Annotated in this window: 26 protein-coding genes; 11 read left to right on the plus strand and 15 right to left on the minus strand. The window is 69.5% G+C overall.

Features of this window, described 5'->3' with window-relative positions; genetic code table 11:
• The first annotated feature begins 28 nt into the window (after positions 1-28).
• The gene (locus OG507_RS14745; protein ID WP_327367655.1) at positions 29-1,339 is read left to right on the plus strand and encodes a PTS transporter subunit EIIC; all 1,311 of its coding nucleotides are present in this window, start codon (positions 29-31) and stop codon (positions 1,337-1,339) included.
• Between the two features lie 258 nt (positions 1,340-1,597).
• Positions 1,598-2,863, plus strand: coding sequence for a PTS transporter subunit EIIC (locus OG507_RS14750; RefSeq protein WP_327367656.1), 1,266 nt, complete (start codon positions 1,598-1,600; stop codon positions 2,861-2,863).
• Between the two features lie 112 nt (positions 2,864-2,975).
• On the opposite strand, the gene OG507_RS14755 is transcribed toward OG507_RS14750, so the two are convergent.
• Positions 2,976-3,728, minus strand: a complete 753-nt coding sequence (locus tag OG507_RS14755) for an MBL fold metallo-hydrolase (protein ID WP_327367657.1) — start codon at positions 3,726-3,728, stop codon at positions 2,976-2,978.
• A gap of 178 nt (positions 3,729-3,906) precedes the next feature.
• On the opposite strand from OG507_RS14755, the gene OG507_RS14760 reads away from it, so the two are divergent.
• Positions 3,907-4,401: a type II toxin-antitoxin system PemK/MazF family toxin gene (locus tag OG507_RS14760; RefSeq protein WP_327367658.1), complete on the plus strand. Its 495-nt coding sequence runs from the start codon at positions 3,907-3,909 to the stop codon at positions 4,399-4,401.
• 248 nt (positions 4,402-4,649) lie between these two features.
• Here the strand turns inward: OG507_RS14760 and OG507_RS14765 are convergent, their stop codons facing one another.
• The 7 genes from OG507_RS14765 to clpS all read right to left on the minus strand — a co-directional run bounded on the left by OG507_RS14765 (position 4,650) and on the right by clpS (position 9,537).
• The gene (locus tag OG507_RS14765; RefSeq protein ID WP_327367659.1) at positions 4,650-5,600 is read right to left on the minus strand and encodes a PLP-dependent cysteine synthase family protein; all 951 of its coding nucleotides are present in this window, start codon (positions 5,598-5,600) and stop codon (positions 4,650-4,652) included.
• Positions 5,600-5,878, minus strand: coding sequence for a MoaD/ThiS family protein (locus tag OG507_RS14770; RefSeq protein ID WP_327367660.1), 279 nt, complete (start codon positions 5,876-5,878; stop codon positions 5,600-5,602). Before OG507_RS14770 ends, OG507_RS14765 begins: the two co-directional genes overlap by 1 nt.
• A gap of 102 nt (positions 5,879-5,980) precedes the next feature.
• The gene (locus OG507_RS14775) at positions 5,981-6,106 is read right to left on the minus strand and encodes a putative leader peptide (protein ID WP_327367661.1); all 126 of its coding nucleotides are present in this window, start codon (positions 6,104-6,106) and stop codon (positions 5,981-5,983) included.
• A gap of 144 nt (positions 6,107-6,250) precedes the next feature.
• A complete protein-coding gene (locus tag OG507_RS14780; protein ID WP_327367662.1) occupies positions 6,251-6,682 on the minus strand; it encodes a M67 family metallopeptidase in 432 nt (143 codons plus the stop codon).
• A gap of 117 nt (positions 6,683-6,799) precedes the next feature.
• The gene (locus OG507_RS14785; RefSeq protein ID WP_327367663.1) at positions 6,800-8,242 is read right to left on the minus strand and encodes an amino acid permease; all 1,443 of its coding nucleotides are present in this window, start codon (positions 8,240-8,242) and stop codon (positions 6,800-6,802) included.
• Positions 8,243-8,578: 336 nt separating this feature from the next.
• Positions 8,579-9,163, minus strand: a complete 585-nt coding sequence (locus OG507_RS14790) for a DUF2017 domain-containing protein (protein ID WP_327367664.1) — start codon at positions 9,161-9,163, stop codon at positions 8,579-8,581.
• A 59-nt stretch (positions 9,164-9,222) separates the two neighbouring features.
• Positions 9,223-9,537 carry an ATP-dependent Clp protease adapter ClpS gene (gene clpS / locus OG507_RS14795; protein WP_327367665.1) on the minus strand — a complete coding sequence of 105 codons (315 nt, stop codon included), beginning with the start codon at positions 9,535-9,537 and terminating at the stop codon, positions 9,223-9,225.
• A gap of 78 nt (positions 9,538-9,615) precedes the next feature.
• On the opposite strand from clpS, the gene OG507_RS14800 reads away from it, so the two are divergent.
• Both OG507_RS14800 and OG507_RS14805 read left to right on the plus strand, forming a co-directional pair.
• Positions 9,616-10,944 (plus strand): nicotinate phosphoribosyltransferase, encoded by a 1,329-nt coding sequence (locus tag OG507_RS14800; protein ID WP_327367666.1) that lies wholly within the window; start codon positions 9,616-9,618, stop codon positions 10,942-10,944.
• Between the two features lie 177 nt (positions 10,945-11,121).
• Entirely contained in the window at positions 11,122-11,706 is a 585-nt protein-coding gene (locus OG507_RS14805) for an isochorismatase family protein (RefSeq protein ID WP_327367667.1), read from the plus strand.
• Between the two features lie 34 nt (positions 11,707-11,740).
• Here the strand turns inward: OG507_RS14805 and OG507_RS14810 are convergent, their stop codons facing one another.
• Both OG507_RS14810 and OG507_RS14815 read right to left on the minus strand, forming a co-directional pair.
• Positions 11,741-12,079: a hypothetical protein gene (locus OG507_RS14810; protein WP_327367668.1), complete on the minus strand. Its 339-nt coding sequence runs from the start codon at positions 12,077-12,079 to the stop codon at positions 11,741-11,743.
• A 124-nt stretch (positions 12,080-12,203) separates the two neighbouring features.
• Positions 12,204-14,603, minus strand: coding sequence for an immune inhibitor A domain-containing protein (locus tag OG507_RS14815; protein WP_327367669.1), 2,400 nt, complete (start codon positions 14,601-14,603; stop codon positions 12,204-12,206).
• A 371-nt stretch (positions 14,604-14,974) separates the two neighbouring features.
• Here OG507_RS14815 and OG507_RS14820 point away from each other — a divergent pair, with 371 nt between their 5' ends.
• A complete protein-coding gene (locus OG507_RS14820) occupies positions 14,975-15,340 on the plus strand; it encodes a hypothetical protein (RefSeq protein ID WP_327367670.1) in 366 nt (121 codons plus the stop codon).
• 79 nt (positions 15,341-15,419) lie between these two features.
• Here OG507_RS14820 and OG507_RS14825 read toward each other — a convergent pair whose 3' ends face one another.
• Positions 15,420-16,130, minus strand: coding sequence for an RDD family protein (locus OG507_RS14825; RefSeq protein WP_327367671.1), 711 nt, complete (start codon positions 16,128-16,130; stop codon positions 15,420-15,422).
• A 131-nt stretch (positions 16,131-16,261) separates the two neighbouring features.
• Positions 16,262-17,827, minus strand: coding sequence for an RDD family protein (locus OG507_RS14830; RefSeq protein WP_327367672.1), 1,566 nt, complete (start codon positions 17,825-17,827; stop codon positions 16,262-16,264).
• A 212-nt stretch (positions 17,828-18,039) separates the two neighbouring features.
• Here OG507_RS14830 and OG507_RS14835 point away from each other — a divergent pair, with 212 nt between their 5' ends.
• Positions 18,040-18,516, plus strand: a complete 477-nt coding sequence (locus OG507_RS14835) for an SsgA family sporulation/cell division regulator (RefSeq protein WP_327367673.1) — start codon at positions 18,040-18,042, stop codon at positions 18,514-18,516.
• Between the two features lie 65 nt (positions 18,517-18,581).
• Here OG507_RS14835 and OG507_RS14840 read toward each other — a convergent pair whose 3' ends face one another.
• Entirely contained in the window at positions 18,582-19,949 is a 1,368-nt protein-coding gene (locus tag OG507_RS14840; RefSeq protein ID WP_327367674.1) for an FAD-binding oxidoreductase, read from the minus strand.
• 97 nt (positions 19,950-20,046) lie between these two features.
• Between OG507_RS14840 and OG507_RS14845 the strand changes: the two genes are divergently transcribed.
• Positions 20,047-21,633 (plus strand): tetratricopeptide repeat protein, encoded by a 1,587-nt coding sequence (locus OG507_RS14845; protein WP_327367675.1) that lies wholly within the window; start codon positions 20,047-20,049, stop codon positions 21,631-21,633.
• A 99-nt stretch (positions 21,634-21,732) separates the two neighbouring features.
• Here OG507_RS14845 and OG507_RS14850 read toward each other — a convergent pair whose 3' ends face one another.
• Both OG507_RS14850 and hppD read right to left on the minus strand, forming a co-directional pair.
• Positions 21,733-22,926 (minus strand): hypothetical protein, encoded by a 1,194-nt coding sequence (locus tag OG507_RS14850; RefSeq protein ID WP_327367676.1) that lies wholly within the window; start codon positions 22,924-22,926, stop codon positions 21,733-21,735.
• A gap of 231 nt (positions 22,927-23,157) precedes the next feature.
• Entirely contained in the window at positions 23,158-24,303 is a 1,146-nt protein-coding gene (gene hppD, locus OG507_RS14855) for a 4-hydroxyphenylpyruvate dioxygenase (RefSeq protein WP_327367677.1), read from the minus strand.
• A gap of 133 nt (positions 24,304-24,436) precedes the next feature.
• On the opposite strand from hppD, the gene OG507_RS14860 reads away from it, so the two are divergent.
• Genes OG507_RS14860 through OG507_RS14870 form a run of 3 tightly spaced genes read left to right on the plus strand, consistent with a single transcriptional unit; the run spans position 24,437 to position 26,861 of the window.
• On the plus strand, positions 24,437-24,910 hold the full coding sequence (locus OG507_RS14860; protein ID WP_327367678.1) for an Lrp/AsnC family transcriptional regulator: 474 nt from the start codon (positions 24,437-24,439) through the stop codon (positions 24,908-24,910).
• A 15-nt stretch (positions 24,911-24,925) separates the two neighbouring features.
• Positions 24,926-25,573, plus strand: a complete 648-nt coding sequence (locus OG507_RS14865) for an ABC transporter permease (protein WP_327367679.1) — start codon at positions 24,926-24,928, stop codon at positions 25,571-25,573.
• A 28-nt stretch (positions 25,574-25,601) separates the two neighbouring features.
• Positions 25,602-26,861 carry an ABC transporter ATP-binding protein gene (locus OG507_RS14870; protein WP_327371973.1) on the plus strand — a complete coding sequence of 420 codons (1,260 nt, stop codon included), beginning with the start codon at positions 25,602-25,604 and terminating at the stop codon, positions 26,859-26,861.
• The last annotated feature ends 96 nt before the right edge of the window (positions 26,862-26,957 follow it).

Raw genomic sequence — 26,957 nt, forward strand, 5'->3', positions numbered from 1 at the left:
GACCGCGCCTTGTTCCGGGAGTACGCCGATGAGTGCGAGCAGCGCCGCAGTGCCGCAGAAGACGTGGTGGAACGGCCTCTTCCAGGGCCTCCAGAAGATGGGGCGCAGCCTCCAGCTGCCGATCGCCGTCCTGCCCGCGGCGGGCATCCTCAACCGGCTGGGCCAGCCGGACGTGTTCGGCGACGAGGGCCTGGGCTGGGGCAATGTCGCCAAGGTCTTCGCGGCCGCGGGCGGTGCGCTGCTCGACTCGGGGCTCGGGCTTCCGCTGCTGTTCTGCGTCGGCGTCGCGATCGGCATGGCGAAGAAGTCGGACGGCTCGACCGCGCTCGCCGCCGTGGCCGGTTTCCTCGTCTACTACGCCGTGCTGCACGCCTTCCCGGTGGACTGCGCGCCCGGTTCGACGTTCACCACGGGAGGCACCTGGTTCGGCACCTGCGTCACCGGCGACGCCAAGGTGACAGCGGCGGCGTACCAGAACCCCGGGGTCTTCGGCGGCATCGTGATGGGTCTGCTCACGGCCTGGTTCTGGCAGCGGTACCACCGGGTCAGGCTGGTGGACTGGCTGGGCTTCTTCAACGGCCGCCGGCTCGTGCCGATCATCATGGCGTTCGTCGGCCTCCTCTTCGCGGCGCTCTGCGCCTGGCTGTGGCAGCCGATCGGCGACGGTCTGACCAGCTTCTCCAAGTGGCTGGTGGACCTGAACTGGGTGGGCTCCGGCATCTTCGGCATCGCCAACCGCGCGTTGCTGGTGATCGGCCTCCACCAGTTCCTGAACACGTTCGTCTGGTTCCAGTTCGGCGACTTCACCAAGCCGGACGGCACGGTGGTGCACGGTGACATCAACCGGTTCCTGGCGGGCGACCCGACGGCCGGGCAGTTCACCTCGGGCTTCTTCCCGATCATGATGTTCGCCCTCCCCGCGGCGGCGCTGGCGATCTACCACTGCGCCAAGCCGCATCGCCGGAAGGCGGTCGGCGGCATGATGCTCTCGGTCGGCCTGACGTCGTTCGTGACGGGGATCACCGAGCCGATCGAGTACTCGTTCCTCTTCGTCGCGCCGCTGCTGTACGCGATCCACGCGGTGCTCACGGGTGTCTCGATGGCGGTGACTTGGGCGATCGGGGTCAAGGACGGCTTCAGCTTCTCGGCCGGTCTGATCGACTACGTCATCAACTGGAGCCTGGCGACCAAGCCGTGGCTGATCATTCCGATCGGGCTGGCCTTCGCCGTCGTGTACTACGCGATCTTCCGGTTCGCGATCACCAGGTTCAATCTGCAGACGCCGGGCCGGGAGCCCGATGAGCTGGAGGCGGAGATCGAGAGGAACCTCACGAAGTAGCACCTCAGCCGGGCCTTCGACCCGGCCGGAGCAGGCCCTTGGACCTTGTCGGTCCGGGGGCCTTCGTCATGTCACCGAACGTGGGTGATAGCTCATGCGAAGTAGTCGAAATTGCAGGTTCCTTATCCAACCCTCACCGTGCTACAACTGGTCTACACCACTGAGTGGTCCAGACCGCGTGCGTTCTGCCGCGTTTCTCGAGTCGCCGCCTCCCCCCGTCAACGACCTGGGCGGCGCCTTGCCCAATGGAGGAAGTTGATGTCCACGGCAGACACCGCACCTGCGGTCGCCAAGAAGAGGGGCGCCGGCGTGATGGCGGTCATGCAGCGCATCGGCCGCAGCCTCATGCTGCCGGTCGCGGTGCTGCCCGCAGCCGCGCTGCTGGTCCGCCTCGGCAACGCCGACATGCTCGGCAGGGAGTCGTTCCCGGACTTCATCACCAAGATCGCAAGCTTCATGGCGGCAGGCGGCAACGCGATCCTCGACAACATGGCGCTGTTGTTCGCCGTCGGCATCGCGATCGGCTTCGCCAAGAAGTCGGACGGCTCGACCGCGCTCGCGGCCGTCACCGGCTACCTGGTCTTCAAGAACGTCCTCGCCACCTTCACGGACAGCAACCTCCCGCAGGTCTCGACCGTGGTCGACGGCAAGATAGTCATGACGGACGCGCCCGTGGACGCGAAGGTCCTCGGCGGCGTGGTGATGGGCATCGTCGTCGCGCTGCTCTACCAGCGGTTCTACCGGACGAAGCTGCCGGCCTGGGCGGGCTTCTTCGGCGGCCGCCGCCTGGTCCCGATCCTCTCCGCCTTCGCCGGTCTGGTCATCGGCATCGTCTTCGGCTACATCTGGCCGGTGCTCGGCACCGGGCTGCACAACTTCGGTGAGTGGCTGGTCGGTTCCGGTGCGGTCGGCGCAGGCATCTTCGGTGTCGCCAACCGTGCGCTGATCCCCGTCGGCATGCACCACCTGCTGAACTCGTTCCCGTGGTTCCAGGCCGGTGAGTACCACGGCAAGAGCGGCGACATCAACCGCTTCCTGGCCGGTGACCCGACGGCCGGACAGTTCATGACCGGCTTCTTCCCGATCATGATGTTCGCCCTCCCGGCGGCCTGCCTCGCGATCGTCCACTGCGCCCGCCCCGAGCGCCGCAAGGTCGTCGGCGGCATGATGTTCTCCCTGGCGCTCACCTCCTTCGTCACCGGTGTGACCGAGCCGATCGAGTTCACGTTCATGTTCATCGCCCCGGCGCTGTACGCGATCCACGCGGTGCTCACCGGTGTCTCGATGGCCCTCACCTGGGGGCTCGGCATGAAGGACGGCTTCGGCTTCTCGGCCGGTCTGGTCGACTTCGGACTGAACCTCGGCATCGCGAGCAAGCCATGGCTGCTGGTGCTGGTCGGCCTCTGCTTCGCGGTGGTCTACTACGTGATCTTCCGCTTCGCGATCACCAAGTTCAACCTGCCGACCCCGGGCCGCGAGTCCGACGAGGAGCTTGCCGAGCTCCTCAAGGCCGAGGCGAAGTAGGTCTCACCGCAGGCCCCGTCCGGCGCACGACGAAGCCCCCACCTTCCCGTCGGGAGGTGGGGGCTTCGTCGTGTCCGCGGCGTCCGCCGAACGGCTGGTGCCGGGAGGGACGCTAGATCTCGTACACCGCGCCCGGCGCCGCCACTTCCACCGGTCCGGCGAAGAGCAGGCGGGCGTCGGCAAGGTTGTGGTCGGCGTCGGTCCACGGCGGGATGTGGGTGAGGACGAGCCGGCCCACTCCGGCGCGGGCGGCGATGTCGCCCGCCTCGCGGCCGTTGAGGTGGAGGTCTGGAATGTCCTCCTTGCCATGGATGAACGATGCTTCGCAGAGAAACAGATCGGCACCCTCGGCAAGTTCGTCCAGCGCCTCGCAGGCACCCGTGTCGCCGGAGTACGTGAGCGAGCGGCCGTCGTGCTCGATCCGGATGGCGTACGAGTCGACCGGGTGGCAGACCTTCTCCGTACGGACCGAGAAGGGCCCGATCTCGAAGGAGCCCGGCTTCAGGGTGTGGAAGTCGAAGACCTCGCTCATCGCCCGCTCGGACGGGGTGTCGGCGTGGGCGGTGGTGAGCCGCTGCTCGGTGCCGTCGGGGCCGTAGACCGGGATGGGGGCGGGACGGCCGCCGTCGTGCCGGTAGTAGCGGACGACGAAGTACGCGCACATGTCGATGCAGTGATCGGCATGCAGATGGCTGAGGAAGATGGCGTCGAGGTCGTAGAGACCGACGTAGCGCTGCAGCTCGCCGAGGGCGCCGTTGCCCATGTCGAGGAGCAGCCTGAAGCCGTCGGCCTCTACGAGGTAGCTCGAGCATGCTGATCCCGCGGACGGGAACGAGCCGGAGCAGCCGACGACGGTGAGCTTCATGGAGCGTGAACCTCCGAGACGTGGGAACGGGGAGGGTTCGTGCGGTCTGTTGAGCGGTTTGTCGAGCGTAAGGCGCGAAAGAGCCGGTCGCTCCTCCACGGCCGTCCGTTGTGGGGGAACTCACCTGCTCTGTCACCGGTTCGATGGAAGAGGCGGGGACGCCGGTACGGTCGGGGGCATGGACATGTCCTGGTGGTGGATCGCGTTCGCCGTTGTCGTGCTGCTCGCGCTCGTGGCGGCGGTTGCCGATGGGCGGGGGCGGGGTGGGCGGCGGCCCAGAGGCCGTTCCGGCGGGCGTCCGAGCGGGCGGACGCGTCCGCCCGCGGGGCCGGGGCGCGAGCCGACGCGCGGGCCGGAGCGGAGGCCGCGGGCCGGGGAGATCTGGTGGGCCGAGGTGCCGTACGAGGACGGGCCCGGGGCGAAGGACCGGCCCTGCCTGGTGCTGTCGGTACGGGGTGACTCGGCGCTCGTCGCGAAGATCACCAGCAAGTACCACGAGGAGCGGCCCGGGGTGATCGCGCTGCCCGCGGGAACGGTGGGGGATGCGCGGGGGCGGGCGAGCTTCCTGGAGACGGATGAGCTGCGGGAGGTCGCCGTGCGGGGGTTTCGGCGGCGGGTGGGGGTTGTGGATGCGGGGGTTTGGGAGCGGGTGCGGGGGCTTGGGGCCGGGTGAGGGTGCGGGGGCGTGGGGTGCGGGGACGTGGGGCGCGGAGGCTGTGGGGCGCCTGCGGCGGGCCTGTCCCCTACCCATCCCCAAGCTCTCAACTTCGTTCGAGCAGGGGAGACCCCACTCTTCCCGAAACCGGGGCTCTGCCCCGGGCCCCGCTCCTCAAGCGCCGGACGGGCTGAAGGGCCCGCCTGAGGGGCTGAGTGGTTGGCCGGACGGGCTGAGACATCCGGCCCGTCCGGCGTGATTCCGGGCTACGCCCAGAGCTGGCCGTGCAGCGTTTCGATGGCTGCCTCCGTCGTCGGGGCCGTGTAGACGCCCGTCGACAGGTACTTCCAGCCGCCGTCCGCGACGACGAAGACGATGTCGGCCTGCTCCCCCGCCTTCACGGCCTTGTTTCCCACTCCGATCGCGGCGTGGAGCGCCGCGCCGGTGGAGACGCCCGCGAAGATGCCCTCCTGCTGGAGGAGTTCGCGGGTGCGGGTGACGGCGTCGGCGGAGCCGACCGAGAAGCGGGTGGTGAGGACCGAGGCGTCGTAGAGCTCGGGGACGAAGCCCTCGTCGAGGTTGCGGAGCCCGTAGACCAGGTCGTCGTAGCGCGGCTCAGCGGCGACGATCTTGATGTCTGGCTTGTGCTCGCGCAGATAGCGGCCGACGCCCATGAGCGTGCCGGTGGTGCCCAGGCCCGCCACGAAGTGGGTGATGGACGGGAGGTCGGTGAGGATCTCCGGGCCGGTGGTGGCGTAGTGGGCGCCCGCGTTGTCCGGGTTGCCGTACTGGTAGAGCATGACCCAGTCGGGGTGCTCGGCGGCCAGCTCCTTGGCGACGCGCACGGCCGTGTTGGAGCCGCCCGCCGCCGGGGACGAGATGATCTCGGCCCCCCACATGGCGAGCAGGTCGCGCCGCTCCTGGGAGGTGTTCTCCGGCATGACGCACACCATCCGGTAGCCCTTGAGCTTGGCCGCCATGGCGAGCGAGATGCCGGTGTTGCCGCTGGTGGGCTCCAGGATCGTGCAGCCGGGGGTCAACCGGCCGTCCTTCTCGGCCTGTTCGACCATGTGGAGCGCGGGGCGGTCCTTGATCGAGCCGGTGGGGTTGCGGTCCTCCAGCTTGGCCCAGATGCGGACCTCGTCCGACGGTGACAGCCGCGGCAGACGGACGAGCGGGGTGTTGCCCACCGCGGCGAGCGGGCTGTCGTACCGCATCAGTTCATGCCGCCGGCGACGGCCGGGAGAATGGTGACGCTGTCGCCGTCGCTGAGCTTGGTGGAGATGCCGTCGAGGAAGCGGACGTCCTCGTCGTTGAGGTAGACGTTCACGAAGCGGCGGAGTTCGTCGCCGTCGACGATGCGCTCACGGATGCCGTTGTGGCGGCTGTCGAGGTCCGTGAAGAGGTCGGCGAGGGTCCCTCCGTTGCCCTGCACGGCCTTGGCGCCGTCGGTGTAGGTGCGGAGGATGGTCGGGATGCGGACCTCGATGGCCATGGCGTGGGCTCCTTCGGAAGCGGAGAGGTGGCGGGGCGCGCGGCTCTGCCCCCGCGCGGGGGTTGGTGCTCTACGAATGGGTGCTCGCGCCGCGAGCCCGGCTCAGGCCTCGCGGCCGGCGGGCAGGCGGCACGTACAGATCGCGCTGGAGAGCCTGCACAGGTCGACGTGCAGCCGCGCGACGAGCAGCATGCCCGGCGTCTTGTCGCTCACGTCATCGGAAACCATGCGGTCATCGTATCGATTCCCGGTCCGTGACCCGGAGTGTGATCTCAGCTGCTGGATGGTCGGCGTTCGACAGGTGGACGGGACGGGTCTCCATCACGGTCCCGTCCCGCCTGCGGAATGCCGGAGTCGGGCGGTGCGAGGAGGTCAGACGGCCTCGTACGCCTCGACGACCTCGACGTCCTCCTCGGTGATCTCGCCGTCCACGATCCGGTACGAGCGGAACTGGAAGAGGCCCGCGTCGTCGGTGTCCGCGGTGGAGACGAGGACGTAGTGGGCGCCGGGTTCGTTGGCGTATGAGACATCGGTGCGGGAGGGGTAGGCCTCGGTCGCGGTGTGGGAGTGGTAGACGATCACCGGCTCCTCGTCGCGGTCGTCCATCTCGCGGTAGAGCTTGAGGAGGTCGCCCGAGTCGAATTCGTAGAACGTGGGCGAGCGCGCGGCGTTGAGCATGGGGATGAACCGTTCGGCGCGGCCGGTTCCGGCCGGGCCCGCGACCACGCCGCACGCCTCGTCGGGGTGGTCGGCACGGGAGTGCGCGACGATCTGGTCGTAGAGCGTCTGGGTGATGGTCAGCATGGCGCCAGGATAGGCATGCGGGCCCCGGCGTACCGAGGAGTGGTACGCCGGGGCCCGCATGGTGGACGCGGCCGTTGGGGCGGCCGGAGGTGGAGCAGAGGCCGTGCCGCCCTCGCGTCAGCTCTTTGCGAACGCCTTGTTCTCGGGGTTGCGGGACTTGAGCACCAGGTACGAGACGCCGAGGACGGCCGCCCACAGCGGGGCGCAGTACAGCGAGACCCTGGTGTCCTTGTCGATGCCCATCATCACGATCACCAAGCCGATGAAGGCCAGCGCGAAGATGCTGGTGAACGGGGCGCCGGGGGCCCGGAAGGTGGACTGCGGGAGCACTCCGCGGTCGGCCAGGCCCCGGTAGCGGATCTGGCAGACGAGGATCATGATCCAGGCCCACATGCCGGAGATGGTGGCGAAGGAGACGACGTAGGTGAAGGCGTCACCGGGCCACTGGTAGTTGATCCACACGCCGACGAGCATCAGGGCCGCGGAGAAGGTGGTGCCGATCAGCGGGGTGCCGCTCCTGGTCAGCCTGGTGAAGAACCGCGGGCCCTGGCCGTTGAGCGCGAGGTCGCGCAGCATGCGGCCGGTGGAGTACATGCCGGAGTTGCAGGAGGAGAGGGCCGCGGTCAGGACGACGAAGTTGACGATGCCCGCTCCGACGCCGAGGCCCATCTTCTGGAAGGCGGCGACGAACGGCGAGATCCCGGGCTGGAACTCGGTCCACGGGACCACGGAGAGGATCATGATGAGGGCGCCGACGTAGAAGACGGCGATGCGCCACGGCACGGTGTTGATCGCCTTGGGCAGGACGGTCTTCGGGTCCTTGGACTCGCCCGCGGTGACGCCGACGAGCTCGACGGCGAGGAAGGCGAACATCACGATCTGCAGGGTCATGAGCGTGCCGCTGATGCCGTGCGGGAAGAAGCCGCCGTCGGCCCAGAGGTGGGTCACGCTCGCGGTGTCCCCGGCGTCGGAGAAGCCGAGGGTGAGAATTCCGGCGCAGATGAGGATCATGCCGACGATGGCGGTCACCTTGACCATCGAGAACCAGAATTCGAGTTCTCCGAAGAGCTTCACGGAGATCAGGTTCACGCCGTACAGGATGATCGTGAAGATCAGCGCCGACACCCATTGAGGAATGTCGAACCAGAACGTCATGTACTGGGCCGCTGCGGTGACCTCGGTGATTCCGGTGACGACCCAGAACAGCCAGTACGTCCAGCCGGTGACAAAGCCGGCGAAGGGGCCGACGAATTCGCGGGCGTACTCCGAGAAGGAGCCCGACACCGGGCGGTACATGAGGAGTTCGCCCAGGGCCCGCATGATGAAGAAGATCACCAGACCCGCGACGGCATAGGCCAGGATGAGGCTGGGTCCGGCCTTGGCGATCGCCTTGCCCGCACCGAGGAAGAGGCCGGTGCCGATGGCTCCGCCGATGGCGATCATCTGGATCTGACGGGCGCCGAGGGCCCGCTGGTATCCCTCGCCCGCCGTACCGGCGTCCGCGACCGCCGCGGCCTCCCGGCCGCCCTGTCCCTTGTCGTCGACCTGCGCCGATGTCATGTGCTGCGCCTTTCTCCACGCCGATCCGCGCCATTGAGGCAGCGGATCGGTTCCTGATCCCCCCGGATATGGATGGAGTGCCGCCGGCGGTCGCCGGCCTGTAGCGCCCTCGGGAACAGGGGTGGCGTCCCCGAGTGGTCGTGAAGATTTATCACGGCCACACGGGTGATTCATCGGACCATTTGTGGCGCACAACACAAGTAAAAGCGGACAAGCATTCCCAGTCGCCGCAAAAGCGACTGTTCAGGTGATGGGATCGTTATTCGGATTTGAGTGTCCGTTGAGCGAACGTGATGCATGCGTAATCGAGAAGCCCGCCCAGCGCTACGGACCGCGCTACGGCATCAGGGTTTCCACGAGGGTTTCCTGGAGCGCGCCGAGCCAGAGATAGGCCATGACCATCGGCTTGCGCGGATCGCTGTCGGGCAGCCGGTAGAGCGACCCGACCTCGCCCTCGTCGTCGTCGGAGACCTCCAGACGGGTGCCGATGGTGAGGCGGAGGTCGTTGAGCGCGCCGAGCCAGTTGCGGCATTCGTCGCCGGTGAGCTCCAGCACGGCGCCGCCGTCCCCGGCGATGGTGAGGCCGTCCAGGGTGCGTACGACGGCGAGGGCGTCGTCGCGCTTGCGGGTGCGCAGATCGTTCTCGGTGAAGCGGCGGAACTCGGCGGAGGCGGCGCGCAGTTCGCTGTCCTCGTCGCCGTACGCCTCGGGGAAGAGGCGGGCCAGCGCGGGGTCGGTGGGCGGTTCGCTGGGGCCCTCGGCGAAGAGGGCGGCGAGCGGGTCCTCGCCCTCGGCGGGCTGGTCGCCGGGTCCGATCAGTTCCAGCAGCTGTACGGCGAGGGAGCGCAGGATCGCGATCTCCACCTCGTCGAGCGCGACGGCCGCGCCGCCGCCTGGGGTGGCCTCGAAGTGGCCGGCCATGGGTTTTCTCCGATGGTGGGTCGGGCGGGGCAGGAGGACGACCGGTCCGGACGGCCGGTCTAGTTGCGGTCCTGGGTGAGGGTGGCCCACAGCCCGTAGCCGTGCATGGCCTGGACGTCGCGTTCCATCTCCTCGCGGCTGCCGCTGGAGACGACTGCGCGGCCCTTCTGATGGACGTCCAGCATCAGCTTGTGGGCCTTGTCCTTGGAGTAGCCGAAGTAGGCCTGGAAGACATAGGTCACATAGCTCATGAGGTTGACCGGGTCGTTGTGGACCAGCGTCACCCAGGGGACGTCGGGCTCGGGGACGACGAGACTCTCCTCGGCCGATTCGGGACGCTCGATCTCTGTGGGGGCGACGCTCACCCACCCCATGCTGCCACCAGGGAGGGGTCATCGCACAAACGACCCGAGATCTCGTCACTCTGACGAAATAGGGGTAGCATCCGGGACATGAACTCTGCGGACCTTGGGCGACGGGTCGGTGTGCCGTCGACCGCGCTCTTCACCGACCAGTACGAGCTCACGATGGTGCAGGCCGCGCTGAAGGCCGGCACGGCCGACCGGCGCTCGGTCTTCGAGGCGTTCACCCGCCGGCTGCCGGAGGGACGGCGCTACGGCGTCGTCGCGGGCATCGGACGCGTGCTGGACGCGGTGGAGAACTTCCACTTCGACGACGAGATGCTCACCTTCCTGCGCGAACGCGACGTCGTCGACGGGCCCACGCTCGCCTGGCTGGCCGACTTCCGCTTCAGCGGTGACATCTGGGGCTACCCGGAGGGCGAGGTGTACTTCCCCGGCTCTCCGATCCTGCGGGTCGAGGGCTCCTTCGCCGAGTGCGTGCTGCTGGAGACGGTGGTCCTGTCGATCCTCAACCACGACTCGGCGATCGCCGCGGCGGCGTCGCGGATGTCGGCGGCGGCGGGCGGGCGCGGGCTGATCGAGATGGGTGCCCGACGCACCCATGAGCTGTCCGCGGTGGCGTCGGCGCGTGCCGCGTACATCGGCGGCTTCGACACCACGTCCGACCTGGCCGCGGGCTTCCGCTACAACATCCCGACCGTCGGCACGAGCGCCCACGCCTTCACGCTGCTCCACGACACCGAGCGCGACGCGTTCCGGGCCCAGGTCGACTCGCTGGGCCGGGGTACGACACTGCTGGTCGACACGTACGACGTCGCCGAGGCGGTCCGTACGGCGGTCGAGGTCGCCGGGACCGAGCTGGGCGCGGTACGGATCGACTCCGGGGACCTGCTGCTGGTCGCGCACCGGGTGCGGCAGCAACTGGACGAGCTGGGGGCCACCGGGACGAAGATCGTGGTGACCTCGGATCTGGACGAGTACGCGATCGCGTCGCTGGCCGCGGCGCCGGTCGACGCGTACGGGGTGGGCACGCAGCTGGTGACCGGCAGCGGGCAGCCCACCTGCTCGATGGTCTACAAGCTGGTCGCCCGGGCGGGTTCCGCCGATCCGGCGGAACCGCTGCGGCCAGTCGCCAAGAAGTCGCTCGGCGCGAAGTCCTCGGTGGGCGGCCGCAAGTGGGCCGCGCGCCGGCTGGACGAAAGCGGGGTGGCCGAGGCCGAGGTGATCGGCACCGGTCCCGTACCGGACGGGCTGGCCGACCGGCAGCTGCTGGTCGAGCTGGTCAGGGGCGGTGAGGTGATAGCCCGCGAGCCGCTGGACGCGGCGCGCGAGCGGCACATGGCCGCGCGGGCGGGGCTGCCGATGTCGGCGATGCAGTTGTCCCGTGGGGAGCCGGTGATTCCTACCGAGTACGTGTGAGGGGGCGGGGCGGGGGCCGGGAGCTCCCGGTTTCCGCTTTGTCCTCAATCGCCGGACAGGCTCGATTTGACCGCCGGACGGGCTTTCTTCGTCCCCTCCCTAAGCCGCTTCGGAGTCTCTAGGCTCGAATGCGGCCCCCAGTGACCGCCGACCGTCCCCCATCGAAGGACACCCGCCATGCACCGCGCCTTGATCGTCGTGGACGTTCAGAACGACTTCTGCGAGGGCGGCAGCCTCGCCGTGGCGGGGGGCTCCGATGTCGCCGCCGCCATCACCGACCTGATCGGCGAGGCCCAGGCCGGGTACCGCCATGTGGTGGCCACCCGTGACCACCACGTCGACCCGGGCAACCACTTCTCCGCGCAGCCCGACTTCGAGCACTCCTGGCCTGCGCACTGTGTCGCCGGTACGGAGGGCGTGGGCTTCCACCCCAATTTCGCCCCCGCGGTCGCCTCGGGTGCGATCGACGCGGTGTTCGACAAGGGCGCCTACGCCGCGGCGTACAGCGGATTCGAGGGCCTCGACGAGAACGGTATGGGGCTCGCCGACTGGCTGCACGACCGCGGGGTCACCGAGGTCGACGTGGTCGGCATCGCGACCGACCACTGCGTGCGGGCGACGGCGCTGGACGCGGTCCGGGCGGGCTTCACGACCCATGTGCTGCTCGACCTGACCGCGGGAGTCGCCGAGGAGACCACCGAGCGGACGCTCGAAGAGCTCCGCCGGGCGGGCGTGAAGCTCACCGGAAAGCCCGTGGTGTAGTTTCCCCAGCCGGGCCCGCCCCCGTCCCCATGCCTCAGGCCGGGCGCCTGGCCGGGATCGCCGGGCGGCGGAGCAGGGCCCGGATCGGGTGCCAGAGCTCCTGGGCCTCCTCCGGTCTCGCCCGCCAGAGCACCCCGTCCGGGTGGTGCAGCACGGCGGTGATCTCGTCCGGCGTGGGCGGCTCCGCGTTGCCCCGGAGGTAGACGGCGCGCAGGCCCAGATTGCGCAGCCGGGTCAGCGCGCGGGCCCGGTTGGCCGCGTACACCAGGACCCGGACCGGAGCGCCCGGCTCCGTTCCGTCCGCGGGACCGGTCAGGGTGATCGCCACCACCACACTGCCGTTCGGCAACTTGCTGAACCCTCCGCCTGCCATGCTCCGCGCTCCCCCGTAAGACATCGTGTCAATAAGGATCCGAATAAGACGCACCTAAACACGATCGGCCGCCGCCCGCTAGGGGGCGACGGCCGATCAAGGTTTGACCTGCGGCGATGCGGAATTACTTGTGCGAGGCACCGACCTTGACGATCATCGTCGAGCCATCACGCGGCTCCTTGACGATCGTGATCCGGGTGTTCGTGTCAGCGACCTGAACACTTCCGGTCTTGTTCTCCTTGTACCAGTAGGTGCCCTTGTGGTCGTCGAAGACCGGGACGCCGAGCTGCGGCTTGATCTTCACCGCGACATCGGCGTTGTGCAGGGTGAAGCCGTCGGTCGCGTACCGGCTGAAGGGTGCGTCGAAGGGCTGGATCTTGTTGCGGATGATCGTGCCGTCCGCCCACTTCAGGGGCTTGGCGTGCGCGTCGACCGGCAGGATCAGACCCCTGCCCGGGTGGGCGGAGACGTTGTTGTCCTTCTGGGAGGTGTCCCAGAGCCAGATGAGCAGACCGTTCTGGTACGGGTAGTGCTCGACCCAGTCCGGACGGGTCTTGGAGAAGCCGAAGTTGTACGGGCCGACCTTGAGGGTCTGGTCGAAGCTGACGTACTGGCGGTTCTCCGCGATGTAGAACTGCGGGTACTCCTGGGTGAACGACTCACCGACGCGGGAGAAGCCCTTGACGGTCCAGCCATTGTCGTCGCCCTCGGCGTTGTCCGTGAACAGCGCGGCGCCGTCGGCGTTGACCGAGATGGTGTCGGCCGCGAAGCCGATGCCGCCCGCGCCGCCGTCGGTGGCGTAACGGAAGCGGATGTCGATCTTCTTGCCCGCGTAGGCGTCCAGCGAGTAGGACAGCGTCTGGTACTGGCCGGAGACGTCGGTCAGGGCCGGCTTGTCACTGGCGTCGCGCGGGATCGCCTTGCCGTCGGCCGTGCCGTCGATCGCGGTCCAGCTGCTGCCGCCGTTCTCCGATACCTCGGTGTAGAGGTAGTCGTAGTCCTTCTCGATGTCCCACCAGCCCGAAAGGTCCAGGGAGGCCTTGGACTTGCCGGTCAGGTCGACCGGACGGGACAGGGTGTTGTTGAGGTTGTCACCCATGTCGCTCCACCACTGCTTGGAGCCCTCGGCGGGCTTCGTGACAGCGGTGGTGACCGGCTTGTCGGGCAGCGAGACGACGAGCGCCTGCTTGTCCTTGGTGTTGTACTCGGACACGCCCAGCTTGTGGGTGGAGTTCGTCGCGGCCTTGGCCTCGCCGTAGTTGAGCCAGCCCAGCTGGAGCTTGTCCCAGGCGGTCATGTCGCCGGGCAGGTCACCGATCTGGTTCTTGCCGGTGCCGAGCCAGGAGCCGGCCGACATCAGGGACCAGAAACCGACCGAGTTCTCGGCGGTGTTGGTGGTGTCGTAGAGGTCCGGCAGACCGAGGTCGTGGCCGTACTCGTGGGCGAAGACACCCAGGCCGCCGTTCTCGGGCTGCGCGGTGTAGTCGCCGACCCAGATGCCGGTGTCACCGATCTGGGTGCCGCCGGCCTTGTTGTCGCCCGGGCCGGTCGCACCGGCGTTGGTGCCGTACGCGTACCAGCGGTGCGCCCAGATGGCGTTCGGGCCCTCGACGCCGCCGCCCGCGGACTCGTCCTCGCCCGCGTGGACGATCTGGAAGTGGTCGATGTAGCCGTCGGGCTCGTTGAAGTTGCCGTCGTTGTCGAAGTCGTAGCGGTCCCACTGGTCGTACTGGGAGAGATCCGCCTTGATCTGCTCGGGCGTACGGCCCTTGGCCTTCTGGTCGGCGGCCCAGGCGTTCACGCCGTCCCGGATCATGTCCCAGGAGTTGGCGCAGTTGCTGGAACCGCAGTAGTTGGAGCCGTAACGGGCCTCGTTGTAAGGCACCTTGACCCAGTCGGAGACCTCGCCGTCGACCGAGTAGCGCCCGGAGGACGTCTTCTCGTAGTACGTCTTCAGCGAGTTCTTGCCGGCGCCCGTACCGAAGTAGAGCTCCTGGAAGTGCGCCTGGTTGTAGTCGGCCTGCCAGGCGGTGCTGTTGTCCTTCTTGGGGTCCGGCTTGGCTATCTTGTTGTGCAGCGGGCCGGGCGTGCCGCCGTACTTCGGAACGGCCGGCTCGGGGCCGTCGCCGTCCGGGTCGAACATGGTCGTGTTGTCGACCTGGTCGCCGAACTCCACGAGAACCGTGAAGATCTTGTCGGTCTTCTCACGGCCGAGCTCGACGTACTTCTTGTCGTCGAGCTTGACGACCTTGGAGCCGTCCCGTGTCGTCACCTTCTTGTCGCCCGCTATGACCTGCTCCAGGGCGGCCTGACGCTGGGCGGCCTGCTGCTCGCTGAAAGGTCCCTGCAGGTCGTGGTCGACGCCCTTGGCCGAACCCGGGTCCCGGCGGTCGACTACGGATGCCTTCGCCCCCGATGTGTGCTCATCTGCCTGGGCAGTGGCGAAAGCCGACGCCGTGGCGGCAGTGGCGGCCACGGCCACGACAACCGCTGCGGCGCGAAGCGCCCGTCTGTTAGTGGTCACTTGATGCAGTCCTCCCCGGCGTCCGCGACCGCGGCCTGGGGTGGTGTGGAGGGGCCGCGCGCGGATACGCGTCACAAGTGACAACATTCGACCGGAGTTACGAGAGAAAAGACAGACCTTGACTTGAACAAGCCAAGTGCACTATGCAGGAGCACATTTTCGTTATCCGGACGTTCAACATGTGGACAACCGGCGCGTCACGGCCTGCGGTTGGGATACGGAATGACTCCGTGCGCCCCCCGTGCACCGGTACCGTGGGTTAGGTGATGCTTACTGCCGGTTCCTCTCGGGCATCCACCGTCGTAGAGTCGCTCGACAGTGCGACCGTGTTGAGAGACTGCCCATCCGATGTCCCGAGGACGGATACCGACATGCCGCGCATCACTGCCGCACAGTTCTCCTACGGTTCGGTCACCGTCGTCTTCTCGACCCTCGCCATGCTGCTGCTCTCCCGTACGGGTTCGGGCCTCGGCATCGCCGTCATCGGGACCGCGGCGCTCGCGCTCGGCCTGCTGGTGGCCGTGACCGTACCCCACCCGTCCCGGGCGAAAACAGTGAAGTCGGCGAGGGCCGGGGCCGCGGTCCGTACGAACCAGGACGCGGTCTCGGCCGCCGTCGAGGCCGAGGGTCTCGCCCGCGACGGGGTCCCGGCCTCGATCCCCGCCGCCCGCACGCCCGAGCAGCGTGCCGCGGCGCGTGTGGACGAGCTCCTGGGCGAGCACTCACTGCGGCGCTGACGCATACGGCCTCGGTCTCCGTACCGGCTCGGTCATCGAGCCGGTACGGAGACCGAGGCCGTATGGCGTGGTACGGGCTTCAGTTGGTCTGGACGACCACCGTCTTCGCCGCCTTGTCGTGGAGGCCCTGCCGGTAGGGCTTGTCCGTGAACATGAGCACGATGTTGATCAGCCACCACAGGCACGGGCAGCACAGCAGTGCCGGCAGCCAGAGCACCACGGCCCGCATGAAGGAGGCACCGGTGTCCGGCACCCGGCCGTCGTTGAGCATCGCGACCCGCAGCTTCAGCAGCCGTTTGCCGGGGGTCCGGCCGTCCTTGTGCGTGAAGTACGTGTCGTAGGCGACGTAGACCGCCAGACCGATCAGCGACCAGAGCAGCTGGTGCCCGCTGTACGTCTGGCTGAAGACATCGCTGACGTCGCTGCTGTTGCTGTTGTTGTCGTTCAGCTCGACCGCCCCGCCCCACGGCAACGAGACCAGGTACAGCGGGATCGAGATGATCAGGAAGTCGATCAGCCGGGCCAGAATACGCTTGCCGGGCTCGCCGAGCGGCGGCATGCCGGCCAGCGGATCCACGCCCCCGTACGGGCCACCGCCGCCGTAGGGACCGGGATCGTACGGCGGCGGAGGGGGCGGCGGCGGAGCGCTGTCGTAGGGCGAGCCCGATGACGGCCCCTGCGGCTCCTTCGGTCCTTCCGGCCCCTGCGGCCCCTGTGACCCCTGCGGCCCCTGGGGTTCCTGCGGCTTCTTGAGGAACGGGTCGTCCTCGGGCGGCTGATCGTTGCTCATGGGGGCAGTGCACCCCGGCCCACGGGCGCCCGCAACGGCTCAGGTGCGTTCGGGGGAACGGGGTGCCCCCGAAGCCCCTCCCCCGATGGGCGGTCAGCCGGAGGAGTGGGCTCCACGGCCCTCGCGCGAGGTCAGCCCGCCACGAAGGTGTGCGCCGCCTTGTCGTGCCAGCACTGGCGCCACGGCCGGTCGAACAGGCACCAGAGCACATTGACGACCCCGACCACCAGGACGCCCAGTACGCCGTAGACCAGCCAGCGGCGCAGTGCGGCGCCGAAGGACGGGGCCTCGTGGGACTCGATGTCCCGCACATCGAGTCCGCAGAGCTTCTTGCCGAGCGTACGGCCCCACTTGGCGGTCGGCAGCGCCTCCAGCAGGACGCCGAGCACGAGGAACGCGCCGAGCACCCCGCCGAAGAGCCCGGCCGTGGTGGAGTCCACCAGCCACACCGTGACCGTCTCACCGGACAGCTTCGCCGCGCTGATCTTCTCGTCGATGTGGTCCATCGCCCGCGAGACGAGCGGAAAGCCGATCGCGCCGGCGAGCGCGGCCAGCACCACCGTGTCGACGAGCCGGGCGGCGAACCGCTTGCCGAGGCCGGCGGGCCTGGCCGCTGCCTGGGCCTGCACGAGCCGCTGGAAGGGGTCGTCGACCGGGGGCTTCCAGGGCACGACGGGCTGGTCCGGCCGGCCACCGTGCCCACCACCGAACTGCGGCCGGGGCTGGGGCTGCTGGGGCTGCTGCCCCTGGAGCGGGAGGTGGGGCTGGTGTTGCTGGGGCTGCGGCTGTCGGCGGACCGCCTGGTCGGGCTGGGCGAGCTGGTGGACCTGCTGCGCCCAGGAGGCGGCACCGCCGCCGGGGCCCGGGGTGAGCGGGTTGTTGAGCTCGGCGGGAGCCTGGCTCTGGACCGGGCCCTGGTTCTGGGCCGGAGGCTGTGTGGGCGTCTGCTGGGCGGGGGGCTGTGTGGGCGTCTGCTGGGCGGGGGGCTGTGTGCCGGTCCCGGGGGCGATCGCCCGGATCGTCATCGTCCCTTCCGCGGGCCCCTGTTCCGTCGTCCGGGGAGCGGCCGGACGGTCGGCCCGGATCGCGACGGTCTTCTCAGGGGTCCGGCTGCTGCCGCCACGCATACCGGGCAGCGCACCGCCCGTCGGGTCCGCAGAAGCGGCCCGACGCGGATCCGACGGGGCCCGGTCCGCGGGCGCATGGTCGGCCGGGCTCGGGCCCGCAGGCGTACGCGGATCGCGGCCGGACTCCGGTCCGGAGCCGGAGCCCGCCACGGCCCCTCCCCCGGACTGCGGCCCCGACGGCCCCGAGGCCCGGCCCGGTTCGCCAGGTCCGCCGCTCTGACCCGTCCCGCCCCAGGAGACCCGTCGATCGCGTTCCCCGCCGAAGCCGGTCTGGCGGGAGGCGTCGGCCTGCCAGGCGGTGGCCGGCTCGGGCCGCTCGGCCGCGTACGGCTCCTCGTCGAGGAAGACCGGACCGGTCTCGTCCACCGGCGCGGGCGCCGGGGCCGACGGCTGCTGCTGCGGTTGGGCCGCCTCCGCGGGCGCCGAATCGCCTTGCTGGGGGGCGGGCCGGCTCGTGCCGGGCACCCATGAAGCGCCGTTCCAGTACCGGACGTATCCGGGGATGGACGGGTCGGGGTAATACCCCTCGCGGGGGCTTTCGTCACCGGGTGCCGGGGTTGGGGCGCTCATCACCGTGGTCCCGTATCTCTTCGAGTCCTCAATACAACGGGTCCACATCTATCAGACACCCGCCTGCCCCTGGGCCAGTCCCGGGGTTTGGGCCACTTTCCGGTCACCCGGAAATTTTTTCCGGAACTCGCGTAATAGATGGCGGGGAGGGCGCTCTCTCCCTGTGCGGACCGGTCGCGGGACCGGCCCACAGGCACCGAAAGGACGCACTCATGCACACCGTCGTGGAACGCGAGCTGGAGCTCAAGCTGGTCCTGTCGCCCGAGCGGAGCATCTCCGTCCCCGCCCGGCTGACCTATCGCACGGAGGACCCGTACGCCGTGCACATCACCTTCCACATCGGCTCCGACTTCCCCGTCCACTGGACCTTTGCCCGCGATCTGCTGGTCGAGGGCGTGTTCCGGCCGTGCGGACACGGGGACGTGCGGATCTGGCCGACCAAGGTCGACCGGCGCAACGTCATCTTCGTGGCGCTGACCTCGCCGGACGGCGACGCTCTTCTGGAGGTGCCGTCAGCCGCCGTGGCCGCCTGGATGGAGCGGACCCTGCGGCTGGTTCCGCCGGGTTCGGAGACCGAGCGGCTCGGCATCGACGAGGGCCTCGCCGAGCTGCTCGCGCCGCTGCCGGCCGACGATCTGTGGCTGAGCGACCCCTGGGGTCCGGACGACTCGCAGGACGGCGACGCGTGAGCCGGAGCCTTCCCGGCCGTACCCCGGATCCGGCCCCCGCACCGCCGTCAACGCCCGGACCTCCGTCAGAACACCTTGCCCGGGTTGAGCAGCCCCAGCGGGTCGAACGCCTGCTTGATGCCCCGGTGCAGTTCGACGCTCACCTCGCCGAGTTCGCGCGCCAGCCACTCCTTCTTCAGGACGCCGACGCCGTGCTCGCCGGTGATCGTGCCGCCGAGTTCCAGGCCGAGCGCCATGATCTCGTCGAAGGATTCGCGGGCCCGCCGGGACTCGTCGGCGTCGGTGTGGTCGAAGCAGACGACGGGGTGGGTGTTGCCGTCACCCGCGTGCGCGCAGACACCGATGGTGAGGTCGTACTTCTCGGCGACGGCGGCGGTGCCTTCGAGCATCGCGCCGAGCTTCGAGCGCGGTACGCAGACGTCGTCGATCATCGTCGCCGACTTGACGGTCTCCAGTGCGGTGAGCGACATCCGCCGGGCCTGGAGCAGCATCTCGGACTCGGCGGCGTCCTCGGCGGGGACCACCTCCGTGGCGCCCGCGGCGGTGCACAGCTCGGCTACGGCGGCCAGGTCGGCCGACGGGTCCGGGGTGTCGAAGGCGGCGAGCAGCAGCGCCTCGGTGCTGTCGGGGAGGCCCATGCCGGCCAGCCTGTTGACGGCCTGGACGGTTGTACGGTCCATCAGTTCGAGGAGTGACGGGGTATGACCGCGCTCCATGATCCGGCAGATCGCCTCGCAGGCGGTGGCCGCGCTCGGGAACTCCGCGGCCAGGACGAGCTGCTGCGGCGGCTGGGGCCTCAGCGCGAGCACGGCCTTGACGACGACTCCGAGGCTGCCCTCGGACCCGACGAAGAGCCGGGTGAGGTCGTATCCGGCGACGCCCTTCGCGGTACGGCGGCCGGTGGTGAGCAGCCGCCCGTCGGCGAGGACGACGTCCAGGCCGAGTACGTATTCGGCGGTGACCCCGTACTTCACGCAGCACAGACCGCCGGACGCGGTGCCGATGTTGCCGCCGATGGTGCACATCTCCCAGCTGGAGGGGTCCGGCGGGTAGTAGAGCCCGTGCTCGTTGACCGCCCGGGAGAGCACCGCGTTGATGACGCCCGGCTCGACGACGGCGATCCGGTCGACCGGGTTGATCTCCAGGATCCGGTCCATCTTCACCAGGGACAGCACGATGCAGTCGTCGGAGGCGTTGGCCGCGCCCGACAGACCGGTACGGGCTCCCTGCGGGACGACCGGGACGCGCAGGGCCGTGGCGGTGCGCATGATGTGCTGGACCTGCTCGACCGTGCGCGGGAGCACCACGACGGCCGGAGTGCCCGCATCGCAGAAGCTCGCCATGTCGTGGGCGTACGAGGCGGTGATGTCCGGATCGGTGATCAGGGCCTCGGCGGGAAGCCCCGCACGCAGTTGTTCGAGGAGTCCATTCATGATCCAAGCGTGACACCCGGGCCCATTGGTGTGAACCCGTCTGCCGCAGCCTTCGCAAGACGTGGTGTGCTCTTCGTACTGACGCAGAGTGATCGGCATGGATGTCACGCCGCAGCAGCCTCCGAAGTCCCCCCATTCGACCGCTCCTCCCCTTGAGCCTCCCGGAACCGACCCCGCACAGCGCGTGCCGTCGGATCCGGTGCCGCCGGACCCCGCTCCGGCCGAGCTGCCGCCCGTCTCGCTGCGCACGACGCTGCGCAGGGCGGCCATGGGCGCGGTGGCGGGTGCGGTGCTGGTGACGGGTGCGGTGGTGGCCGTGCCGGAGGACGAGCAGAAGTCCGCGCCGCCACCGCCCGCGCCGGGTCCGGTCTCGCGGGCGCTGAAGGCCAGGGACATGGGCTCCCCCGCCTCGCTCTCCGATCTGACGGCGCTGATCGGGGACCGGCAGATGTGGGTGGGCACGCATCCCTCCGACGCGCGGTCGTGGGCGTTGCTCGGTACGGCCTACGTGGAGTGGGGTCAGCGTTCCGCGGACGCGACGTACTACGGGCGGGCCGAGCAGGCGCTGAAGCGCTCGCTGAACGTCGAGCCGGGTGAGAGCGGGAACACGGCGGCCTGGGTGGGGCTCGCGGCGCTCGCCAATGCCCGGCAGGACTTCGTCACGGCGAAGAAGTGGGGCGAGACGGTCCGGGCGCGGCAGCCGAAGCAGTGGAGCGTGTATCCGGCCCTGATCGACGCGTACAACGGCCTGGGTGACTACAAGTCCGCGAACACGGCGGTGGAGAAGTTCTCGGCGCTGCACTTCGGCGCCCCCGCGCTCATGCGCGCGGCGCAGCGGCAGAGGGACCTCGGCCGGCGCGACGAAGCGCTGGCAGGCGCGCAGAGCGCGGCGGACCGGGCCACCACACAGGCGCAGAAGGCGGAGTGCCTGTATCTGCTGGGCGAACTGGCCTGGGAGCGGGGCGAGCCCGACGAGGCGGTGGCGCAGTACGGCGCGGCACTGCGGACCGACCGTGCCCACCATCCCTCGCTCGCGGGCCGGGCCAGGGCGCTGGTGGCGCTCGGCCGTACGGACGAGGCGGAGCGCGACTACAAGGCGGCGCTGGCCGACCTCCCCCGGCCCGAGTACCTGCTGGAGCTGGGAGAGTTGTACGAGTCGCTGGGCCGGGACGACGAGGCCCGCAGCCAGTACGAACAGCTCACCGAGGACCTCGCGCGTGACGCGGGCCAGGGCGTGGACAACGCGCTGCTGCGCGGCCGTTACGAGGCCGACCACGGGGACGCCGACGTGGCGGTGCAGCTGCTGAAGGCGGAGTGGGCCAAGTCGCACCGCAGCGCGGCGGTGGCGGACGCGCTGGGCTGGGCGCTGCACCGCTCGGGCGACTCCTCCGCCGCGCTGGAGTACGCGACGCGGGCGGTCGGCGCAGGCAGTCGGAACGCCTCGTACACGGCCCATCTGGGCGCGATCCAGAAGGACTTGAACGACGACGGCCCGGCGCGCCGCAGTCTGGGGGAGGCCCTGCGCATCAACCCGCACTTCTCGCCGCTGGAGGCCCCGGCGGCCAAGGAGGCCCTGGAGGACCTGGGCGGCCCTGTGACGGACGGCCCGCAGGACGCGGAGCCCGCCGGGGCGGACGTGGAGCCCGCCAAGGCCCCGGCCTCGCATGTGCGGAGCAGCCGCTGACGGGGCGGGCGTTGCTTCGCCCCGCTCCTGTTCCGGTCCGGTCGCCGGACGGCCCGCGATGCGCGGGCCGTCCGGTTTTTTCCCGCTCCTGCGAACCGCTCAACGGCGCAGGGTGGCGTGGGCCTTGACCCCGGTCCTCTGGAGGGGGCCGTAGCCCTGGGCCAGCAGTTCGGCCGTGACGGTCAGGGAGTCCTTCGGTCCTACCCGGCCCGGACGGTCGCGGTGGGTGATCGTGATCGGAGTGGTGTAGGTGCCGTTCGGGAAGAGGTTGACGCTCGGGTTGGGGGCGATGATGCCGATGACCGTGCGGTTCGGACCGGCAACGAGGGGCACGTTCCGGCCGTTCGCCTTCACGGTGAGGTCCCGGTGCGAGAGCGAGCGTCCGTCGGCGATGACCAGGCGGGTGCCGACGCCGTGGTACTCCGGGCCGTCGGACGGGCTGGTGAAGGTGACCGTGCCGGCCGCCGAGTCGTGGTCCCCGCCCGCCGAGCGGCATCCGGGGCGGTTGCAGTTGTCGCCCGGGCCGGTGTTCCGCAGAGCGACCCGGCCGGTGGCGAGAGCGCCGATGGCGAAGTCGTAGACGGTTCCGTTCACGGTCAGGTTGTCCACGTAGGTGTCGAGCGTGGCGGACATGTCGCCGAGCCGGCCGACGTTCGCGATGACCCCGCCCGCCCCGTCACCGGGGGCGTTGCAGGCGGCGACGTAGTCGCTCAGCGGATGGTCGCTCTGCGCGGGGAACGCCGCCACCGCCTGGGAGGTGCGCCACGGGCTGGACGCGGTGGAGGTGAAGTGCTGCCAGGTGTCCGGCACCACGCCCGGGCGCCCCTGGGAGTCGGTGTTGTTCTCCGGCCGGAAGCTGAGCGTCGTGAACACGCCCTGGCAGAGGATCGGGAGCTGGAGGTTGGGTCCGACGCCGGTGGCCCCGGGCGGCACGGTGCTCTTCACGTAGGTGTCGTACGAGAGCCTCGCCGCAGCGATGGTGCTCAGCGGGACCACCTGAGGGAAGGCGTGCCCGGCCTGCGCCTGCTGACCGCCGCCGACAGCCAGATGCAGGCTGCCGTTGAACCGGACGGGGTCGGCGAACGGCGAGACCTCCTGGACGCCGGGCGGCGTGGGGACGTTGTTGGGTGGGTCCTGCAGTCGGATCCACGGCTTTCCCGGCCCGAGGTCGGTGGGCAGGACCTTCTGTACGGTGTTCACCGCCGCCGCGCCGACGGCGGCGGGGGCGAGAAGTGCGAGAGATGCGCCCGCAGCCACGACAGCGGCGGAGACGGACGCGGTGAGACGGTTCATGCGTGGGGGCTCCCATCGAAGCCTGCGGCGCTCTGCCGCAGGGGCCGCGACGACGCGTCGCAGCCCCCTATCGGTCCCACTGCACCGCCCCTTCGCGCCCGCAGGCCCCACCGGCTCACTCGATCAGCGCGGTCAAGGACCCGATCGGACTGCGCATCGGGGGCCGGACACGTGAAGGCGGGCCCCCGGATTCACCGGGGCCCGCCTTCAGGTCCGGAGCACTCCCAGGACTCAGAGGTTGCCGCGCTTCTCCTGCTCGCGCTCGATCGCCTCGAACAGGGCCTTGAAGTTGCCCTTGCCGAAGCCCATGGAGCCATGACGCTCGATCATCTCGAAGAAGACGGTCGGGCGGTCCTGGACCGGCTTGGTGAAGATCTGCAGCAGGTAGCCGTCCTCGTCGCGGTCGACGAGGATCTTCAGCTCGCGCAGGGTCTCCACGGGCACGCGGGTCTCGCCCGCCCACTCGCCGAGGGTGTCGTAGTACGAGTCGGGGGTGTCCAGGAACTGGACGCCCGCCGCCCGCATCGCGCGTACCGAGGCGACGATGTCGTTCGTGGCGAGCGCGATGTGCTGGACTCCCGCGCCGCCGTAGAACTCCAGGTACTCGTCGATCTGGGACTTCTTCTTGGCGATCGCCGGTTCGTTGATCGGGAACTTCACCTTGAGGGTGCCGTCGGCGACGACCTTCGACATGAGGGCGGAGTACTCGGTGGCGATGTCGTCGCCCACGAACTCCTTCATGTTGGTGAAGCCCATGACCTTGTTGTAGAAGCCGACCCACTCGTTCATCCGGCCGAGTTCCACGTTGCCGACGCAGTGGTCGATGGCCTGGAAGGTGCGCTTGGCGGGCGGCTCGACGATCGGGGACGCGGCGGCGAAGCCGGGCAGGTACGGGCCGTCGTAGCCGGTGCGCTCGACGAGGGTGTGGCGGGTCTTGCCGTACGTGGCGATGGCGGCGAGCACGACCGTGCCGTTCTCGTCCTTGACCTCGTGCGGCTCGGCGAGGCCGAGGGCGCCGTGCTCGACGGCGTACGCATAGGCCGCACGGGCGTCCGGGACCTCGATGGCCAGGTCGACGACGCCGTCGCCGTGCTCGGCGACATGGTCGGCGAGGAAGTGGCCGTGGTCGGTGGAGGCCTTGATGACGGAGGTGAAGACAAAACGGGCGGAGCCATTGGTCAGGACGTAACTCGCCGTCTCGCGGCTGCCGTTCTCCGGTCCGGAGTAGGCGACCAGCTTCATACCGAAGGCCGTCGAGTAGTAGTGCGCGGCCTGCTTGGCATTGCCGACGGCGAAGACGACCGCGTCCATTCCCTTGACCGGGAAGGGGTCGGCCTGCCGGGCTGTGTCGGGGGTGGTGTGCAGAGTCTCAGTCATGCCCGAAGGCTCTCGCCGCTTCGCAAGGTGCGCAACAGTTCGCGAATCCGCTGGTCAATCTGCACAGCGGATGGGGATGATGGCCGGGCTATCTGTACATGATGACCATCACAGCGACCCCCGGAGGCGCACCATGGCGATCGATCATCTGGACGGGCGGCTCATCCTACTGCTGGCACGCGAGCCCCGTATCGGTGTCCTGGAGGCGTCGCGCCGGCTCGGCGTGGCACGCGGGACGGTGCAGGCGCGGCTCGACCGGCTTCAGTCGAATGGCGTCATCCGCGGATTCGGCCCGACCGTCGATCCGGCGGCGCTCGGCTACCCCGTCACCGCGTTCGCGACGCTGGAGATCAAGCAGGGCCAAGGCGCCGATGTACGGGCCCACTTGGCCGGCGTTCCGGAGGTGCTTGAGCTGCACACCACCACGGGGCACGGCGACATGCTCTGCCGTCTCGTCGCGCGCTCCAACGCCGACCTCCAGCGGGTGATCGACCGGGTTGTCGGATTTGATGGCATTGTCCGGGCCTCCACGGCCATCGTCATGGAGAACCCGGTGCCGCTGCGCATCATCCCGCTCGTCGAGCAGGCCGCGGGGGACGACGACTGAGCCGAGGAGTGGCGTGTGAGCTTCTGGGAGTACCTGGGCAACCGGCACCAACAGCTGCTCACCGACGCGTACCAGCACGTCAGTGCCGTATTCCAGTGCATGGTCATCGCCACCGTGCTGGGTGTGCTGATCGGGGTCGTCACCTATCGCAGCGGCTGGGCGGGCTCGCTGGCCATCACGTCGACGGCGACGATCCTGACCATCCCGTCCCTCGCCGCGATCGGTCTGCTGATCCCGCTGGTCGGGCTCGGGGTCGCGCCCACGGTGATCACCCTGACGCTGTACGGGCTGCTGCCCATCGTCCGTAACGCCATCGTGGGGCTGCGCGGCGTCGATCCGGCGCTCGTCGACGCGGCGAAGGGCATCGGGATGTCGCGGCCGGCCCGGCTGTGCCGGGTGGAGCTGCCGCTCGCCTGGCCGCCGATCCTCACCGGCATCCGGGTCTCCACCCAGATGCTGATGGGCATCGCCGCCATCGCCGCGTATGCGTCGGGCCCAGGACTGGGCAATGAGATCTTCCGCGGCATCGCCTCGCTGGGCAGCGCCAACGCGATCAACCAGGTGCTCGCCGGCACGCTCGGCATCGTCGTCCTCGCCCTGCTCTTCGACGCCGCGTACGTCCTGCTCGGGCGGCTCACCATTCCCAGGGGGATCCGTGTCTGAGACCGCCGCCTCCGGGAACGTCGACTCCCTGGACCCCGGCCCCGGGAACCCCGGCCCCGGGACGGCGAGGACCACGTCCGGCGCCACCATCCATCTGGACAATCTGACCAAGCGCTATCCGGGCAATCCGAACCCGGCGGTGGACGACGTCACGATGGACATCAAGGCCGGCGAGACGGTGATCTTCGTCGGCCCGTCCGGCTGCGGGAAGTCCACCACCCTGAAGATGATCAACCGGCTGATCGAGCCGACGTCCGGGCGGATCAGGATCAACGACGAGGACGTCACCGACATCGACCCGGTGAAGCTGCGCCGCAAGGTCGGGTACGCGATCCAGTCGTCCGGGCTCTTCCCGCACATGACGGTCGCCGAGAACATCGCCCTCGTACCGAAGATGGTCGGCTGGTCGAAGTCGAAGGTGAAGGACCGCGTCGAGGAGATGCTCGACCTGGTCGGGCTGGACCTGAGGGAGTTCCACGGGCGCTACCCGCGCCAGCTGTCCGGCGGCCAGCAGCAGCGGGTGGGCGTGGCACGGGCGCTGGCCGCCGATCCGCCGGTGCTGCTGATGGACGAGCCGTTCGGCGCGGTCGACCCGATCACCCGTGACCACCTCCAGGACGAGCTGATCCGGCTCCAGCGCGAGCTGCACAAGACGATCGTCTTCGTCACCCACGACTTCGACGAGGCGATCAAGCTGGGTGACCGGATCGCCGTGCTGCGGGAGCGTTCGCACATCGCGCAGTTCGACACCCCCGAGGCGATCCTCACCAATCCGATGGACGACTTCGTCTCGGGTTTCGTCGGTGCCGGGGCGGCGCTGAAGCGGCTCAACCTCACCCGCGTACGGGACGTGGAGATCGCCGAGTTCCCGACGGTGACGGTCGACGACCCGCTCCAGTCGATCTTCAACAAGCTGCGCAACAGCCTGCACAACGAGCTGCTGATGCTGGACCGCAGGAACCGTCCGTACAAGTGGCTGCGGCGCGGCAATCTGATGCGGGCCCGGGGTTCGCTGGCGCGTGCCGGGCAGCTGGTCCATGACACGGTGACGCGGGACGCGACGCTGCACGACGCGCTGGAGGCGGTGCTGATCGACAGTGGCGGGCGGGTCGCGGTGACCGGGCGGCGCGGCGAGTTCATCGGGGTCGTCGACATGCACACCCTGATGAACTGCGTCCAGGAGCTGCTGGAGGCCGACCGGCTCGCCGCCATCGAGCACCAGCACGACCTGGAGGAGATGCGCGCCCACCAGACGGAACAGGAGCTGGAGGGCGGTGCGGGCGGATGAATCCCCACTCCCCGCGGGACGCCGGGTCCTCGCGGTCCCCGCGCTCCGGACGCCGCACGCCCTTGTCCGCGCCCACGTCCGCGTCCGCGCCCTTGT

Source organism: Streptomyces sp. NBC_01217, from assembly GCF_035994185.1.
Classification (GTDB): Bacteria; Actinomycetota; Actinomycetes; order Streptomycetales; family Streptomycetaceae; genus Streptomyces.